The sequence below is a fragment of the Pseudomonas sp. S60 genome (assembly GCF_016647865.1).
Taxonomy (GTDB): Bacteria; Pseudomonadota; Gammaproteobacteria; order Pseudomonadales; family Pseudomonadaceae; genus Aquipseudomonas; species Aquipseudomonas parafulva.
On sequence record NZ_JACVVH010000005.1, the window covers coordinates 100,967 to 115,566 of the forward strand.

17 protein-coding genes are annotated in these 14,600 nt (G+C 61.2%); 11 read left to right on the forward strand and 6 right to left on the reverse strand.

Translation table 11 applies throughout. The features are described 5' to 3' along the window. Together IAE33_RS04105 and IAE33_RS04110 are read right to left on the reverse strand one after the other, a co-directional pair. Complete coding sequence (locus tag IAE33_RS04105) at nucleotides 1-798, reverse strand: SDR family NAD(P)-dependent oxidoreductase (RefSeq protein WP_201162363.1); 798 nt, start codon at nucleotides 796-798, stop codon at nucleotides 1-3. Continuing rightward, nucleotides 798-1,574: an alpha/beta fold hydrolase gene (locus IAE33_RS04110; protein WP_201162364.1), complete on the reverse strand. Its 777-nt coding sequence runs from the start codon at nucleotides 1,572-1,574 to the stop codon at nucleotides 798-800. Before IAE33_RS04110 ends, IAE33_RS04105 begins: the two co-directional genes overlap by 1 nt. 202 nt (nucleotides 1,575-1,776) lie before the next feature. Between IAE33_RS04110 and IAE33_RS04115 the strand changes: the two genes are divergently transcribed. The 11 genes from IAE33_RS04115 to IAE33_RS04165 all read left to right on the forward strand — a co-directional run bounded on the left by IAE33_RS04115 (nucleotide 1,777) and on the right by IAE33_RS04165 (nucleotide 12,548). Then, complete coding sequence (locus IAE33_RS04115; RefSeq protein WP_033728001.1) at nucleotides 1,777-2,007, forward strand: hypothetical protein; 231 nt, start codon at nucleotides 1,777-1,779, stop codon at nucleotides 2,005-2,007. A gap of 25 nt (nucleotides 2,008-2,032) precedes the next feature. Next, nucleotides 2,033-2,269, forward strand: coding sequence for a hypothetical protein (locus IAE33_RS04120; RefSeq protein ID WP_201162365.1), 237 nt, complete (start codon nucleotides 2,033-2,035; stop codon nucleotides 2,267-2,269). Nucleotides 2,270-2,418: 149 nt separating this feature from the next. After that, nucleotides 2,419-2,724 carry a (2Fe-2S)-binding protein gene (locus IAE33_RS04125; protein WP_201162366.1) on the forward strand — a complete coding sequence of 102 codons (306 nt, stop codon included), beginning with the start codon at nucleotides 2,419-2,421 and terminating at the stop codon, nucleotides 2,722-2,724. After that, nucleotides 2,721-4,115, forward strand: coding sequence for a cyanide-forming glycine dehydrogenase subunit HcnB (gene hcnB / locus IAE33_RS04130; RefSeq protein WP_201162367.1), 1,395 nt, complete (start codon nucleotides 2,721-2,723; stop codon nucleotides 4,113-4,115). The genes IAE33_RS04125 and hcnB overlap by 4 nt, the downstream gene beginning before the upstream one ends. Before the next feature lies 1 nt (nucleotide 4,116). Beyond that, complete coding sequence (gene hcnC, locus IAE33_RS04135) at nucleotides 4,117-5,355, forward strand: cyanide-forming glycine dehydrogenase subunit HcnC (RefSeq protein ID WP_201162368.1); 1,239 nt, start codon at nucleotides 4,117-4,119, stop codon at nucleotides 5,353-5,355. Nucleotides 5,356-5,486: 131 nt separating this feature from the next. Then, nucleotides 5,487-6,473, forward strand: coding sequence for a DUF1852 domain-containing protein (locus IAE33_RS04140; RefSeq protein WP_201162370.1), 987 nt, complete (start codon nucleotides 5,487-5,489; stop codon nucleotides 6,471-6,473). 27 nt (nucleotides 6,474-6,500) lie between these two features. Continuing rightward, entirely contained in the window at nucleotides 6,501-7,541 is a 1,041-nt protein-coding gene (locus IAE33_RS04145; protein WP_201162372.1) for a methionine synthase, read from the forward strand. 8 nt (nucleotides 7,542-7,549) lie between these two features. Beyond that, nucleotides 7,550-8,485 (forward strand): LysR family transcriptional regulator, encoded by a 936-nt coding sequence (locus IAE33_RS04150; RefSeq protein ID WP_201162374.1) that lies wholly within the window; start codon nucleotides 7,550-7,552, stop codon nucleotides 8,483-8,485. A gap of 58 nt (nucleotides 8,486-8,543) precedes the next feature. After that, nucleotides 8,544-9,047 (forward strand): sigma-70 family RNA polymerase sigma factor, encoded by a 504-nt coding sequence (locus tag IAE33_RS04155; protein WP_201162376.1) that lies wholly within the window; start codon nucleotides 8,544-8,546, stop codon nucleotides 9,045-9,047. 3 nt (nucleotides 9,048-9,050) lie between these two features. Further along, the gene (locus tag IAE33_RS04160) at nucleotides 9,051-9,980 is read left to right on the forward strand and encodes a FecR domain-containing protein (protein ID WP_201162378.1); all 930 of its coding nucleotides are present in this window, start codon (nucleotides 9,051-9,053) and stop codon (nucleotides 9,978-9,980) included. A gap of 93 nt (nucleotides 9,981-10,073) precedes the next feature. Beyond that, nucleotides 10,074-12,548 (forward strand): TonB-dependent siderophore receptor, encoded by a 2,475-nt coding sequence (locus IAE33_RS04165; protein WP_201162380.1) that lies wholly within the window; start codon nucleotides 10,074-10,076, stop codon nucleotides 12,546-12,548. A 46-nt stretch (nucleotides 12,549-12,594) separates the two neighbouring features. On the opposite strand, the gene IAE33_RS04170 is transcribed toward IAE33_RS04165, so the two are convergent. From IAE33_RS04170 to IAE33_RS04185, 4 genes are all read right to left on the reverse strand, one after another. Next, nucleotides 12,595-12,834 (reverse strand): hypothetical protein, encoded by a 240-nt coding sequence (locus IAE33_RS04170; protein WP_201162382.1) that lies wholly within the window; start codon nucleotides 12,832-12,834, stop codon nucleotides 12,595-12,597. A gap of 35 nt (nucleotides 12,835-12,869) precedes the next feature. Then, nucleotides 12,870-13,133 (reverse strand): hypothetical protein, encoded by a 264-nt coding sequence (locus IAE33_RS04175; RefSeq protein WP_201162384.1) that lies wholly within the window; start codon nucleotides 13,131-13,133, stop codon nucleotides 12,870-12,872. An 85-nt stretch (nucleotides 13,134-13,218) separates the two neighbouring features. Next, on the reverse strand, nucleotides 13,219-13,491 hold the full coding sequence (locus tag IAE33_RS04180; RefSeq protein WP_201162386.1) for a hypothetical protein: 273 nt from the start codon (nucleotides 13,489-13,491) through the stop codon (nucleotides 13,219-13,221). Nucleotides 13,492-13,609: 118 nt separating this feature from the next. Continuing rightward, nucleotides 13,610-14,305, reverse strand: coding sequence for a lipopolysaccharide kinase InaA family protein (locus tag IAE33_RS04185; protein WP_201162388.1), 696 nt, complete (start codon nucleotides 14,303-14,305; stop codon nucleotides 13,610-13,612). Between the last annotated feature and the right edge of the window lie 295 nt (nucleotides 14,306-14,600).

Below are 14,600 nucleotides of genomic sequence, written 5' to 3' on the forward strand. Positions count from 1 at the left end.
TCAGTTCTGAACGCTCTGCACCGACCCGCCGTCAACCCGCAGGTTGCTGCCATTGATGAAGGACGCCCGCTCGGATACCAGCAAGGCGATGGCTGCCGCCACCTCTTCTGGCTGGCCACGCCGCTGTTGCACGATGCCCGGGCGCTCTTCTTCCAGGAAGCTCTTCACCGCCTCGTCGAAACTGACGCCCTTTTCCTCGGCACGCTTTTTCATCATGCCGTCGGTCATGCCTGTTTCGATAAAGGCCGGGGATACGGTGTTGCACAGCACACCGTGGGCTGCTTCCTTGTATGACAGGTTCTTGATGAAAGCTGCCAGCGCGGCCTTGGCCACGTTGTACACGGCCTCTTCCCAATACGGCTGCACCGCGTTTTCCGAGGTGATGCACACCAGGCGGCCCCAACCCCGTTTGCGCATGGCCGGGATGGCCGCCCGGGCAATGCGCACAGCGCTGAAGAAGTCAGTGTCCCAGGCCTCCTGGTAGTCGGCATCCGCCAGCTCGAGCGGGTCGCCCTTGGCACCGGTGACCCCTGCGGTGTGCACGACGATATCCACCTGGCCAAAGTGGGCTTCTGCTTGGCGCACAAGCCCATCGACTTCCCCTTGGTCAGTCATGTCTGCGGCAATCAACAGGGGCTCGCCCTGCAGGTCAGCTGTAGCCTTTTTCAGCTTGTCCGGGTCCATGTCCGTCAATACCAGCTTTACACCCTCACCCGCCAACAGGTGTGCGGTTGCCAGGCCTATCCCGCCAGCGGCGCCGCTGATGAGAGCTACACGGTTACTCAAGCCTAAGTCCATCAACGTTCTCCTTCAGGGGTAGATGCAGCGATACGTTCAGCAAATTTGAGCATGGGGTGGGCCAACGCCTGCGGGGTTTGCAAGGGCATCAGGTGACCTGCACCGGGGAGCGTCAGCAGCAGGTGGTCCGGGAAATGGGACAAGGTGGTGCGCTGCTGCTCATCTGGGCCGGGGACCTGTACGTCATCACTGCCGCATATCAGCAGCGCAGGGTAAGGCAAGGTGCCGATGCGGTATTCCCAGTCCTCGCGGCTGCCGTGATCAACCCAGGCGCGCCAGGCTTCCAGGTTTACCGACTGGGCATCGGCAATCGCGACTTCGCGCAGGGCTTCGGGCAAACGGTGGCAACTGGATTCATCAACAAACGCCTCCGCCTCTTCCCTGGAAGCGCCGTAGGCACGCTGCCTATCACGGTCGCTGTCGCTCATCGGTTGTGGGCCGGGTGGCGATGGCGCTACCAGCACCAGCCCTTGCAGGTAGGCCGGCCGGCGCGAAGCCAGCACCACGGCTACCTTGCCGGTCATGGAATGGCCCACAAGAATGCAACGCTGCAGCCCGAGCTCACGAATGCTGAGGTCTACATGGTCTGCCATCTGCTCGACCGTATAACCCGTAACGTCACGAGCATCGCCGTAGCCCGGCGTATTCAGCGCCACACAGGTGTGTTCGCGGTCAAGAAACGGCAACGTGGGGCCCCACGTGCGGTGGGATCCACCCAGAAAATGCATCAACACAAACGTGATGGGGCCTTGACCTTGCTGGCTGTGTGGGAGCATCGAAATATTGCCTCAAGATATTTCTCAATTGAGGCGGCGCTAGTTTGAAGAGTTCAGAAATTCAGGTGGGTGGCACGCGCACCTCACGTCCGTCGGGTAAAAGAACCAACCCGACTGTCTTGGGCTCTAATTAATTGTGAGGGCTCATGCCAGGTATCCACCTGGGTGTGGGCGGTACTTGGTTTGGCGAGGAGCACACAGCATGACAGAAGAAGAAGCCAAAGATGTTGTAGAGCGCATCGAGTACGAACTCGGCCACCATGCCCGCGTGGCGACGCGCATCGAGATCCATGACCTGGGTTTGTGGGCTCGCCTGGAAAAAGCCAGCGGTGCACATTACGGCGTCGGGCTGACCGGTACTACGCTGTTCGAGAAACCTGTAGTGCTCGGCCCCAAGTGTGACGCGTCCTACACCATCCTGTACCTGCCCTGAGTTCGGGTGTTATCAGGAGCCTTGCATGACCATTCGCAGCCTTGCGAAAAACCTGCCCAAAGACCCTTTCAAAGAAGGCTGGGTGTTTGGGTGGGGTGTATTGCGTGATCGCCATCCGTGGCATTTGGTGGATGTGTATGCCGACCACGCTACCGCAACCGTGGAAGCCCGCCGACGCGGTGCAGATTACGTTGTGGAGTACGGATCACACCGGTTAGGTTCTGATGAGTTCGTTTGTGGCATCGGCCTTCCCGAAGGCTGATGCTGACCTCGCATGCGGCTTGACCGGCTGTCATCTCATGTTTTTACCTACAACAAAATCCACCTAATTCACCGCTCCAGGTCAATTTTTCCTGCAACTATCTTCCGTACTCTGTGCCACCCCATGCACACGGATTGCAGGAATACTTCATGGAACGAACCCTCGATATCCAGCCGCTTGCGGCTGACCCCATCACCCTCCATATCAATGGATCTCCCGTCAACGCAGCCCCGGGCGAAACGGTGCTCAGCGTGCTCAACGCTGTGGGCTTGCGCCAGCTGGCGCGCAACGACCACGGCCAGGTCAGTGGCGCGTTCTGCGGCATGGGGGTGTGCCATTGCTGCCTGGTGGCCATCGACGGGCGCGCCAAGCGTCGCGCCTGCCAGACCGTGGTACGCCCGGGCATGCGTGTCGAAACGCTGGTCAACCCGATCTGCAGCGGGGTGTCGGCATGAGCATGCGCCCAGTAATTGTCGGCGGTGGCTCGGCCGGCATGGCTGCCGCCATCGAGCTGGCCAATGAAGGGGTGGGCAGTGTGCTCATCGACGAAGCGTCGCGCCCCGGCGGCGTGGTGTTTCGCGGGCCACTGAGAAGCGGTGTAGACGTGGGTTACCTGGGCGCCCGCTACAGCAAGGCGCTGGGCAAGCTGCATGCAGACTTCGCCACCTGCGCCAGGCACATCGACCTGCGCCTCAACAGCCGCGTAGTAGGTGCCGACAACCAGAACCTGATGGTGCTCGACGAGCTGGAGCAGCTGCAGCCGGTGGGCTATGAACAACTGGTACTGGCGGCAGGCTGCCACGAACGCAATGTGCCATTTCCGGGCTGGACCTTGCCCGGGGTGATGCTGCTGGGCGGGTTGCAGTTGCAGATCAAGAGCAACGTGGTGAAGCCGCTGGGCCGTACCTTGATTGCCGGTACCGGCCCGTTGCTGCCACTGGTTGCCTGCCAACTGCATGCGGCCGGCGCCAAAGTAGCAGGTGTATATGAGGCCTGTGCCTTCTCCCGCATTGCCCGGGAGACCCTGGCGCTGATGAACAAGCCGCAGCTGTTTCTCGATGGCCTGAGCATGCTGGGCTATCTCAAATTGCATGGCATCCCCATGCACTACGGCTGGGGCGTGGTGGCGGCGCGTGGCGAGGGGGAGTTGAGCGAGGTCAGCGTTGCGCCCTACGACCAGGCCTGGCAGGCCGACCTGAAACGGGTGCAGCGCGAGTCGGTGCAAACCCTGGCGGTGGGTTATGGCTTCATTCCACGCACACAGCTAAGCCAGCAGTTGGGGCTGGCCCATGGCTATAGCGCAGACGGTTACCTGCGTGCTGAATACAACGCGTGGCAGCAGAGCAACCTGCCGCACATACACCTGGCCGGGGACATGGCCGGCATCCGCGGGGGTGAGGCAGCGATGCTGACCGGGCGTATAGCGGCGGTGTCTATTCTGCACCAGCGCGGCGTGCTCAACACCGAGCAGGCCATCGAGCGGCGCGAGCGTTACCTGGGGCAACTGGCGGGCATTGGCCGCTTTCGCTCCGGGGTGGAGCGCTACACCGCACGGGGCCCCGCGCAAGTGGAACTGCCACAGGCCGACACGGTGATCTGCCGCTGCGAACAGGTCACCCGGGATGCCATCGACCTCGCCCTGCAGCAGGGCGTGCAGGACATGGCCGGGCTGAAAATGCGCACCCGGGTCAGCATGGGCGACTGCCAGGGGCGCATGTGCGTGGGCTATTGCAGCGACCGGCTGCGCGCCGCCACCGGCCGCTCCGACGTGGGCTGGTTAAGACCGAGGTTCCCGGTGGACCCCGTCCCGTTCTCCGCATTCAAGCACCTGGGCACGGAGGCCTGACATGAACAAGACCTACGACATCGTAATCGCCGGCGCCGGGGTAATTGGCGCTTCGTGTGCGTACCAGCTGTCAAAGCGCGGTAACCTGCGCATCGCGCTGATCGACGACAAGCGCCCTGGCAACGCCACCCGCGCCTCGGCCGGGGGGCTGTGGGCCATCGGCGAATCGGTGGGCCTGGGCTGCGGGGTAATCTTCTTTCGCATGCTCTCGTCCCAGGCCAAGCGCCAGGCCCATGGCGCGGCAGTGGCGGTGGATTCGAGTACACCGCACATCCTGCCCCAGTGTTTTTTCGACCTGGCCTTACAGTCCAATGCGCTGTACCCCCAGCTACACCAGGAACTGATCGAACGCCATGGCATGGACTTCAAGTTCGAGCGCACTGGCCTCAAGTACGTGATCCAAGACGACGAGGACCAGCTGTACGCCGAGCACATCGTGCGGCACATCCCGCACCTGCAGGCGCAGGTGCGCTGGCTGGACCGCAAGGCCTTGCGCGAAACGGAGCCCGCCGTCACCGACCAGGCCAATGGCGCCCTGGAGTTTCTCTGCGACCACCAGGTGAGCCCTTATCGCCTGGGCGATGCGTATATGGAAGCGGCGCGGCAGAACGGTGTCGACCTGTACCTCAACACCCCGGTCACAGGCGTGTTGCACCAAGGTGGGCGGGTCAAGGGCGTGCGCACGGCGCAGGCGGGGGATTTCCATTGCAACACCCTGATCAACGCAGCCGGTGCCTGGGCCGCTGAGCTGAGTGAATGGGCCACGGGGCTGTCCATTCCGGTGAAGCCGGTGAAAGGCCAGATCGTATTGACCGAGCGCCTGCCCAAGCTGCTGAACGGCTGCATCACCACCAGCGATTGCTACATGGCACAGAAGGATAACGGCGAAATCCTGATAGGCAGTACCACCGAGGAAAAGGGCTATGACGTCACCACCACATTCCCGGAGATCAGCAGCCTGGTGCAGGGTGCAACCCGTTGCGTGCCGGCACTGGCCGACGTCAACCTGAAGCGCACCTGGGCCGGCCTGCGGCCAGGCTCGCCAGATGAACTGCCGATTCTGGGCCCCGTGGACGACATGCCGGGGTACTTCAATGCCTGCGGGCATTTCCGCACCGGCATCCTGACCTCGGCCATCACAGGGGTCATGCTGGACAAAGTGATCCACGACGAGGCCCTGCCGCTGGATATCACGCCGTTTCTGGCGCGGCGGTTCCACAAGGTAGCCACCCCGGCCTGAAACAGTGCGCCGGTCACGTCATGAACAGGATTGAAGGCGGGCTGAAATCGTTTCAGTTCCGCCTGGCCAATGCGCCACTTTAAGATGCCCCTCAATTTGAAGGCCTTGGCATCTGAGTGGACCTCGCGATCATGACAACTTCCCCGTTTACATTCAGCCTTAAAAGCGTCAGTTTTGACGAACATTATCGCCCCTGCGAAAACACCCGCATCACCACCAACTTTGCCAACTTGGCGAGGGGTGAGCAGCGCCAGGAAAACCTGCGCAATACCTTGGGCATGATCAATAACCGCTTCAATGCCCTGGCCCATTGGGACAACCCAAACGCCGACCGTTACCGCGTAGAACTGGATATCATTTCTGTCGAAATGGCGATCGGCAGCGGGCGCAGCGGCACCGCCCTGCCCCTGATCGAAATTCTTAAAACCACCGTTGTCGACCAGCAAACAGGGGCCCGCCTGCCAGGCGTCGTCGGTAATAACTTTTCGTCCTACGTGCGCGATTATGATTTCAGTGTCGTGCTGCTGGAGCACAACCGCGACCGCAAGGCATTCAGCACCCCTGCGCACTTCGGCGAGTTGCATGGCAAGCTGTTCAAACATTTCCTGCAATCGGACGCCTACCGGGCGCACTTTGAAAAACAGCCGGTTATTTGCCTGAGTGTCTCCAGCAGCCGCACCTACCGTCGTACCGAGAACCAGCACCCGGTATTGGGTTACGAGTACCAGCAGGACGCGTACTCCCTGACCGATGACTATTTTGCAAAGATGGGGTTGCGCGTTCGCTACTTCATGCCGCCCAACAGTGTCGCGCCGCTGGCCTTCTATTTCGCCGGGGACCTGCTTAACGATTACACCGCCCTGGAACTGATCAGCATTGTCAGCACGATGGACACCTTCCAGAAGATCTACCGGCCTGAAATCTACAATGCCAATGCCGTGGCAGGCGCCACTTACCAGCCCAGCCTCGAGCACGGTGATTACTCGCTGACGCGCATCGTGTACGACCGCGAAGAGCGCAGCCGGCTGGCCATTGAACAAGGGCGATTTGCCGAAGCGCACTTCATCACGCCCTACCACACGATTCTCGAGCAATGGTCCGCGAACTACGCGGCCTGACCGCCCCTGCATGCAAGGCTACTGTCCATGAAAACGTTATTGCCCACTTCCACCGCCGGCAGCTTGCCGAAACCCTCCTGGCTCGCAGAGCCTGAAACCCTGTGGTCACCGTGGAAGCTGCAAGACGCAGGCCTGCGCGAAGGCAAGCAGGATGCATTGCGCCTGGCGCTCCAAGAACAACAGCACGCCGGCATCGATATTGTCAGCGACGGCGAACAGACCCGTCAGCACTTCGTTACCACGTTCATCGAACACCTCAGCGGCGTTGATTTCGAAAAGCGCGAAACCGTCCGAATCCGTGACCGCTACGATGCCAGCGTGCCCACGGTGGTCGGCGAGGTAGCCCGCCTCAAGCCGGTGTTCGTAGAGGATGCGCGGTTCCTGCGCCAGCAAACCCGCCAGCCTATCAAGTGGGCATTGCCTGGCCCGATGACCATGATCGACACGCTCTACGACAGCCACTACAAGAGCCGCGAAAAGCTGGCCTGGGAATTCGCCAAGATTCTCAACCAGGAAGCCCGCGAGCTGGAAGCGGCTGGCGTGGACATCATCCAGTTCGACGAACCCGCGTTCAATGTGTTCTTCGACGAGGTGAACGACTGGGGTGTGGCAACGTTAGAGCGGGCTATCGAAGGCCTGAAATGCGAAACCGCCGTGCATATCTGTTACGGCTACGGCATCAAGGCCAACACCGACTGGAAAAAGACACTGGGTTCGGAGTGGCGCCAGTACGAGGAAGCGTTCCCGAAACTGCAGCAGTCCAGCATCGACATCGTTTCGCTGGAGTGCCACAACTCGCGCGTGCCCATGGACCTCATCGAACTGATCCGTGGCAAGAAGGTGATGGTAGGTGCCATCGACGTGGCAACCCACGCCGTCGAAACGCCCGAGGAAGTGGCCAATACGCTGCGCAAGGCACTGGCGTTTGTCGATGCCGACAAGCTGTACCCGTGCACCAACTGCGGCATGGCACCTCTGCCCCGCCAGGTGGCCAATGGCAAGTTGCGGGCGCTGAGTGCAGGTGCCGACATCGTGCGCCGTGAGCTCGCTGCGCAGCAACTGCCTTAGCGCTGCCCGTGATCGACCTCAGACACCTGCGCACCCTGCGTGCCCTGCGCGAGGCCGATAGCCTGCCCGACGCTGCCGAACGCCTGCACCTGACCCAGTCGGCGCTGTCGCATCAGTTTCGCGAGCTGGAAAGCCGGGTGGGCATGCCGGTGTTCGTGCGCAAGTCCAAACCGGTGCGTTTCACCACTGCAGGCTTGAAGCTGTTGCAGTTGGCGGACCAGGTGCTGCCGCTTATCCGCAGCACCGAGCGTAACCTGGCCAAACTGGCAGGCGGTGCGGCGGACCGGTTGCACATCGCTATCGAATGCCACAGTTGCTACCAGTGGCTGATGCCCTCGCTGGACGAGTTTCGCAGCGCCTGGCCAGAGGTGGAACTGGACCTCGCGTCGGGGCTGTCGTTTGCGCCACTGCCGGCCTTGGCACGCGGCGACCTGGACCTGGTGGTCACCTCCGACCCCATTCCTCTGCCCGGCATCACCTACGTGCCGCTGTTCGGGTACGAGGCCGTGCTGGCCATCGACAAACACCATGCGCTGCGTGCAAAAGCCTACGTGGAACCTGCCGACCTCACCGGGCAAACCTTGATCACCTACCCCATCGAGCGCGACCGGCTGGACATCTTCACCCGCTTCCTGGACCCGGCCGACCTTGAACCCGCACAGGTACGCACGGCAGAAATGACCATCATGATGATGCAACTGGTGGCCAGCGGCCGGGGTGTCTGCTGCCTGCCAAACTGGGCGGTGCATGAATACACCACCCGTGGCTACGTGCTCGCCAGGCGCCTGGGCGCTGAAGGCGTGCAGGCAACGTTGTACGCCGGGGTACGAAGCGACATGCTGGAGATGGCTTACATGAGCGACTTTCTGCTCACCGCCAAAGATATTTCGTTTACCACCCTGGAGGGCGTGAATGCGGTGGGAGGGGCGGCGGGCACCCTGTAGGCAGGCAATATACTAATGAGATACATTATCAGTAAAACTGCCTACGGGTTTGCTGTTGATGTCCCACACCTCCGAACCTCAATCGTTTCACGCCCTGTATGCTGAACACAGCGAATGGCTGCGCCACTGGCTAAGACGCAAGTTGGGGTGCCGTGAACAGGCTGCCGACATCGCACAGGACACATTCGTGCGCCTGCTCGCGCAGCGCCAGCAGGTTCGCCTGAGCTTCCCTCGCGGCTACCTGAGCCGCATCGCCCGCAGCCTGATGATCGACCAGTACCGGCGTCGGCTACTGGAGCAAGCCTATCTGGACAGCCTGGCAGCTGCGCCCACGCCTGTTTCGATCTGCGCCGAGCAGCGCGAGATGATCATGCAAGCCCTTGTGCAGATCGACAAACTGTTGGACGGCCTGGGTACACGCACCCGCGAGGTGTTTTTGCTGGCACAGCTCGACGGGTTGAAGCACGTGGAAATCGCACGCCAGCTGGGGTTGTCGACCAATACCGTGAGCAAGCATTTCGTACGGGCCATGACCCATTGCCTGCTGCTGATGGATGACTGAGCCTTGAACGATACGCTGGACATCAAAACGCTGGAGGCAGCTGCCACCTGGTACGTTGCCCTCAACCAGGGCGATGAACAGGCCTGCAAGGCCCACGCCGAATGGTTACGCAGCCACCCGCACCACGCTCAGGCCTGGGCGCGGGTAGAACGCTTGCAGGCCAGCTTCGGCCGCCTGGACGGGGTCACGGCACGGCCCCTGCTGCAGGCCACCGTCGTCGACAGGCGCAGTGTGTTGAAAGTCCTGGGGGTGCTCATGGCAGCCAGCGCGGCGGGCCTGGCGGCAAGCGTCACACCCTGGCAAGGCGCGCTGGCCACCTATCGTACAGCCACTGCCCAGCGTCAGCAGGTGCGGCTACCGGATGGCACGCAGGTCACGCTCAACACCCGCACGGCCATGGGCATCGACTTCAGCGCCACCGAGCGGCTGATCACCCTGCACCATGGCGAACTGCTGGTGGGCACAGCGACTGACCCGGGGCAGCGGCCTCTGATCGTGCAGCTTGCACAAGGCCGAATTCACACCCACGCCGCGCGGTTTCTGGTGCGCAGCGAGAACGCCTGGGCCCAGGCCAGCGTGCTTGAGCAGGCCATCGAGGTGGCTAATGCAGGCGCCACGGTACACCTTGAAGCCGGCCAGCAGCTGCGCTTCACCGCCTCGTCCCACGGCGCGGTGCTGCCGCTGCAGGCAGGCACCGGCGCATGGAGTGGCGGCCAGCTGGTGGTCAGTGGCTGGCCCCTGGGGGCGTTCATCGACGAGCTGTCACGCTACCGCCCGGGGCACCTGGCCTGTGACCCTGCGGTTGCGGGGTTGCGTGTGTCGGGGGCATTCCAGTTGGGGGACACCGACCGGGTGTTGGACAACCTCAGCGGCACACTGCCTGTGCGTATCAACCGCTTCACCCGCTATTGGGCCACGGTGGAACCTGCGTGAATTCAGCGCCCAGGGGTTGGTGTTTTTGATTCTCGTCCGACTAGGTCAGTAGAGGCGCAAAGACGCCCTTCACTGCCACCTCAAGGACCCGACATGCTACAGAGTGCCCACCCCTCACCGCCCTTCAACAAACGCGCATGCTCAGTGGTGATCACTGCAGCCCTGCTCACCGCACCGATGGCGGCCAGCGTCTATCCATTGGCGGCCTGGGCGCAGGGCAGTGCAGCACAGTACGACTTCAATATCGCTGGCGGTAACCTGGAGAACGCCATCGCTGACTATGCCCGCGTCACCGGGGCAAACCTGTCGTTCGAACCCGCCACCACGCTGGCCAAGCGCTCGATGGGGGTAAAGGGCCACCTCACTGGCGCAGCAGCGCTGCACGCGCTGTTGCAGGGTACCGGCCTGCAGGCGTTGGAGCGCTCGGCCAACAGCTACACCCTGGTTGCCAGCGACGAGCACGCCCTGCAGCTGCAGCCAACCGACGTCAATGCGTCGGCAGGCTGGTCAGGTACGGTCAGCGAAGGCACTGGTTCCTACACCACGGGGCAGGTCACCCTCGGCAAGACGCCCCAGTCGATCAAGGACACGCCGCAAACTGTCAGCGTGATGACCCGGCAAAGGATCGAAGACCAGGGCCTCAACTCCATCAACGACGTGATGCTGCAAACCACCGGCATCACGCCCTATCAGGGCAGCCTCACCAACTCCCGTTACCTGTCACGGGGGTTTGAAATTACCAGTTACCGGGTGGATGGCGGCGCACCTATCGACAACGCCACCTACTCGCCCAAAGACCACGACATGGCTATCTATGACCGGGTAGAAGTACTGCGCGGCTCCGACGGCCTGTTCTCCGGCGCTGGCGAGCCAGGTGGCACCATCAACCTGGTCAGGAAGAAGCCCACCTTCGAGAACCAGTATGGCCTGGAAACGTCCGTGGGCAGCTGGCACAACTACCGCACACAGCTGGACGTGAGCGGCCCGCTGGCTCTGGACGGCAAGGTCCGCGGGCGGACGGTGGTGGTCTACAACAACCGCGATATGTTCTACGACACCGCCAATGCCGAGCGCAGCCTGTTCTATGGCGTGATCGAAGCTGACATCACCGACACCACCACCGTGCTGGCAGGCCTGACCAACGACGACGCGAAGTCCGCAGACCAGGCGTACGGCTGGCCACGGGCACTGGACGGTGCAGACTTGAAGTTGCCACGCAGCACCTTCTTGGGCGGGGCTCATGACTACAAGAACAGCAAGACCCAATCCTACTTCGCCACCCTGAACCAACAGCTGGGCGAGCGCTGGGCTGCCACCCTGGACACCACGGTGGCGGTGATGGACCAAGACCGCAGTTACTACAACTTTTACGGCGCCATCGATCCGGCAACCGGTGCCGGGTCTGCCGCCAATTGGCAGGGTCAACAGCAGGGTTACTATTCCAGGGCCTATGACCTGAACGTGAAAGGCTCGGAAACCCTCGGCGGTTTCGAGAACGACTTCCTGCTTGGGGCCAGCTGGACAAACAACTACTTTGGGTCCGATCACCGCCAGGGGGCGTACCGGGAAATCGATAATATTTATGTGTTCGACCCCCACGACTACCCCTCCTCAGCGAGCGACTCGGCGTTCAGTTATCGGGATGTCCAGCGCATCGAACAAAAAGGCCTGTATGGCAGCTGGCGGATACACATCGCCGAGCCTCTGCACCTCATTGTCGGCACCCGCTACAGCAACTATGAACAACGCTACACGCGCCGCAATGCCAACGGCTCTTCATCGGGTACGTTCTTCCGCGACCGGGACGTGCTAACGCCCTTTTACGGGGCCACCTATGCGCTTTCGCCGGCCTGGAGCCTGTACTTCAGCCGCGCCGATATCTACAAGTCCCAGGCCTCATTGCGTGACCGTTCAGGCGCACCGCTGCAACCCATCACCGGTGTGAGCAACGAGTTTGGTATCAAGGGCGAGCTGTTCGACGGCCGCGTGAATACCTACGCGGCCATCTATTACGTGAACCGCGACGGCGAAGGCATTTACGACCGCCCAGGCGACGCATCCGACTGCTGCTACCGTGACGGCGGCAAAAATGTGAGCAAGGGCGTAGACCTGGAAGTCAGCGGCCAGTTGGCGGAGGGCCTCCAGGCGACCTTGGGGTATACGTTCAACACCACCCGCAACAACATTGCCGGCAATGCCTACAACACGGTAACGCCCAAGCACCTGTTCAAATTGTTTGCCACGTACCAACTCCCGGGCGCCTTGAACAAGTTCAAGGTAGGCGGCGGCGTTGTCGCGCAGACGCCCGCCTACGTCAGCGGTACGGTATACGCCAGGGGCGCAGACGGGGAACTGGAAGAAACGTCCAACACCTACGCCTTTTCGCAGGCGGGCTATGCCGTGTGGAATGCGCACGCCGAATACGCGCTGGACACACACTGGACGGTGTCACTCAACGCCAACAACCTGACGGACAAGAAATACTACTCGACGGTGGGTATGGCGGAGTATGGCAACTTCTACGGGGAGCCCCGCAACTACCTGCTGACAATCCGGGCGAAATACTGAGAGTAAGTGAGCCCAGCGCATCCTGGGCTCGTTCTGAACGACTTGATCAGCCGCTCTTCTGATGCGACAGCGCCTTGTTGGCCTGGTCAGCGCATTTCTTGTAGTCCCCGGACGCATGCGCTTCCTTGGCCTGCTGATGCTCGTGATGACCGTTTTGCGTGAAGTCTGTTTCGGTCGCTGCCTTCAGTTTATCCAAGGCCGCCTCGCATTCATGCTGGTGGTCCTTGGCCAGTGCAAAACCTGTGGCCAGCAGAATGCCGAACGCAACTGCGATGATAGTTTTCATTCAAAGCGCCTAAAGGTTGGGGTTGTCCAGAATGGCTACAGGTCCTTCTTGACCTCTTTATCAACGTGCTTGTCTGCCTTGTGGCGTTCCTTGTCCAGGTGGTCGGCGCCTTTCTCCATCTCCTCGCCATCGTAGTGGATGCCTTTTTCGACTTCATCGGCGCTGTGGTCCACACCTTTGTCGACTTCACGCACATCGTGCCGCACGCCCTTGCCGAGTTCGCCTTCAGCCTGGGCGGCCGACACCCCCAACAGGGCGGCAAACGCCAAGCTTGCAGCCGCAAGTGTCCTTATCTTCATGGGTAAGTCTCCGTGGTTTGGAAATCAGTGTTTCGACTGAAAACTCTAGACAGAGAACCCCGCACGCGCACACCTGCATTTATCATTAACACCCTCGCCGCGTGGGCAGGCAACCGCCCACCGATTGTGGCACCGCGTTGAGCGTATCGGAATTCGGGCTCGAAAGAAGCTGGCCTTGAGCCTGGGCATAGATGATCCACCGCTCGAATACCTCGCGGTGGAGCCGGCAGGTTTCCTGCCAGTCGATGTGATCAAACTGGTCGTAGGCAATCTGTTTCATGGTTTCGCCGGCAGCATCACTGAGCTGCTTCAGCGCTTGGTACGCCTGATACTGACGTTCCCGTTTGGTGGCACTCATAAGGTCTCCTGCACAAAAGCGGTGGTCCAGTCGTTATGGCTACCGACTGGACCCGCAGGAGAAATATCCTCAGACAAATCTGAAAGTGGGCGACCGCCCACCACGTTGATCCGAGTGGTTAGAGAAGACGCTCCACGTCAGCGCCGTAACCATAGCGGTAGCCTCTGCAGAAGGCCTCCCATTCCGCAGCCTCCCAGCCAGACCTGCGTTTGACCTGCCGCAGGTCATGGCGGCTGGCTTTGGTCGCTGTCATGCGTTGGCGGGCTTTTTCGAAATCGAGCAAGGCTACCTTGATGCTCGACTCGCTGAAATCGACGAATACATGTTTCAGGTACAGGCAACCATGCTGCCAACGCCCAAGGTTCAACCTGGCCAGCGCACGCCCGTATGCCTCAAGGATCTCGTGGTGGCGCCGAGGCCCGACGGTTTTATCCACGCCTTGCAGGTAGAAGTCCTCCAGCGACAGGTACCCGTCCAGCGCGGCGGTAACCATCACGGCCTGCCATTCGCCCGCTTGTTTGTGCACATGGCTATGCAGCAGCGCAGGCGTAGCCACGCCAAGCGAAGCGGCAGCGCGCAAGGCCTTGGCTTCGCGGGCAACCGTTGGGTAGCCGAACGGGTGCAACAGGCTGCGGTAAATATGCCCAACCTGCTGCTTTTTGTAGAAGGTGAAACCTTCCACCTCAACCTTTAGCACCCCGCTTTCGCCGCCTCTGCGGATATTGGGTTCTTCCACCCAGACACCGGGGGCGTTGAGGATATCCTTCACCGGCGGGTGGTTTGGCCCCAGATCAGAGGAGAGTTGGTAAGTCATGAGGAGCCTACTACTTGTTATGAGCCACGACGTGGCGAGGGAGAAAATATATCAGCCAATTCGTACGAATGGCGAAGATATTGCCCACACCTGCTTTGAAATTCGGACAAGCGTGACTTACGGCTCAAACCTCAACCCCGACGCTTTCCAAGGCGTGAGCGGTGCGATCTCCTGGTAAACCAGGTGGCGGGGCATGCCGCAAGCAGCCAGATAACCCCTGTTGCAAGCACCCACGGCCACCTGCTGCCGGGGTTCAGGCACCACCCCACAAGGCCGAGGATAATCAGCAAAACGC

Excerpts from the sequence above, each read along its gene's own strand:
- IAE33_RS04140 (WP_201162370.1), top strand. The coding sequence starts at position 5,487 with ATGACAACTTCCCCGTTTACATTCAGCCTTAAAAGCGTCAGTTTTGAC.
- IAE33_RS04175 (WP_201162384.1), bottom strand. The coding sequence starts at position 13,133 with ATGAAGATAAGGACACTTGCGGCTGCAAGCTTGGCGTTTGCCGCCCTG.
- IAE33_RS04165 (WP_201162380.1), top strand. The coding sequence starts at position 10,074 with ATGCTACAGAGTGCCCACCCCTCACCGCCCTTCAACAAACGCGCATGC.
- IAE33_RS04170 (WP_201162382.1), bottom strand. The coding sequence starts at position 12,834 with ATGAAAACTATCATCGCAGTTGCGTTCGGCATTCTGCTGGCCACAGGT.
- hcnC (WP_201162368.1), top strand. The coding sequence starts at position 4,117 with ATGAACAAGACCTACGACATCGTAATCGCCGGCGCCGGGGTAATTGGC.
- IAE33_RS04110 (WP_201162364.1), bottom strand. The coding sequence starts at position 1,574 with ATGCTCCCACACAGCCAGCAAGGTCAAGGCCCCATCACGTTTGTGTTG.
- IAE33_RS04155 (WP_201162376.1), top strand. The coding sequence starts at position 8,544 with ATGTCCCACACCTCCGAACCTCAATCGTTTCACGCCCTGTATGCTGAA.
- IAE33_RS04180 (WP_201162386.1), bottom strand. The coding sequence starts at position 13,491 with ATGAGTGCCACCAAACGGGAACGTCAGTATCAGGCGTACCAAGCGCTG.
- IAE33_RS04145 (WP_201162372.1), top strand. The coding sequence starts at position 6,501 with ATGAAAACGTTATTGCCCACTTCCACCGCCGGCAGCTTGCCGAAACCC.
- IAE33_RS04185 (WP_201162388.1), bottom strand. The coding sequence starts at position 14,305 with ATGACTTACCAACTCTCCTCTGATCTGGGGCCAAACCACCCGCCGGTG.
- IAE33_RS04105 (WP_201162363.1), bottom strand. The coding sequence starts at position 798 with ATGGACTTAGGCTTGAGTAACCGTGTAGCTCTCATCAGCGGCGCCGCT.
- IAE33_RS04120 (WP_201162365.1), top strand. The coding sequence starts at position 2,033 with ATGACCATTCGCAGCCTTGCGAAAAACCTGCCCAAAGACCCTTTCAAA.
- IAE33_RS04115 (WP_033728001.1), top strand. The coding sequence starts at position 1,777 with ATGACAGAAGAAGAAGCCAAAGATGTTGTAGAGCGCATCGAGTACGAA.
- hcnB (WP_201162367.1), top strand. The coding sequence starts at position 2,721 with ATGAGCATGCGCCCAGTAATTGTCGGCGGTGGCTCGGCCGGCATGGCT.
- IAE33_RS04125 (WP_201162366.1), top strand. The coding sequence starts at position 2,419 with ATGGAACGAACCCTCGATATCCAGCCGCTTGCGGCTGACCCCATCACC.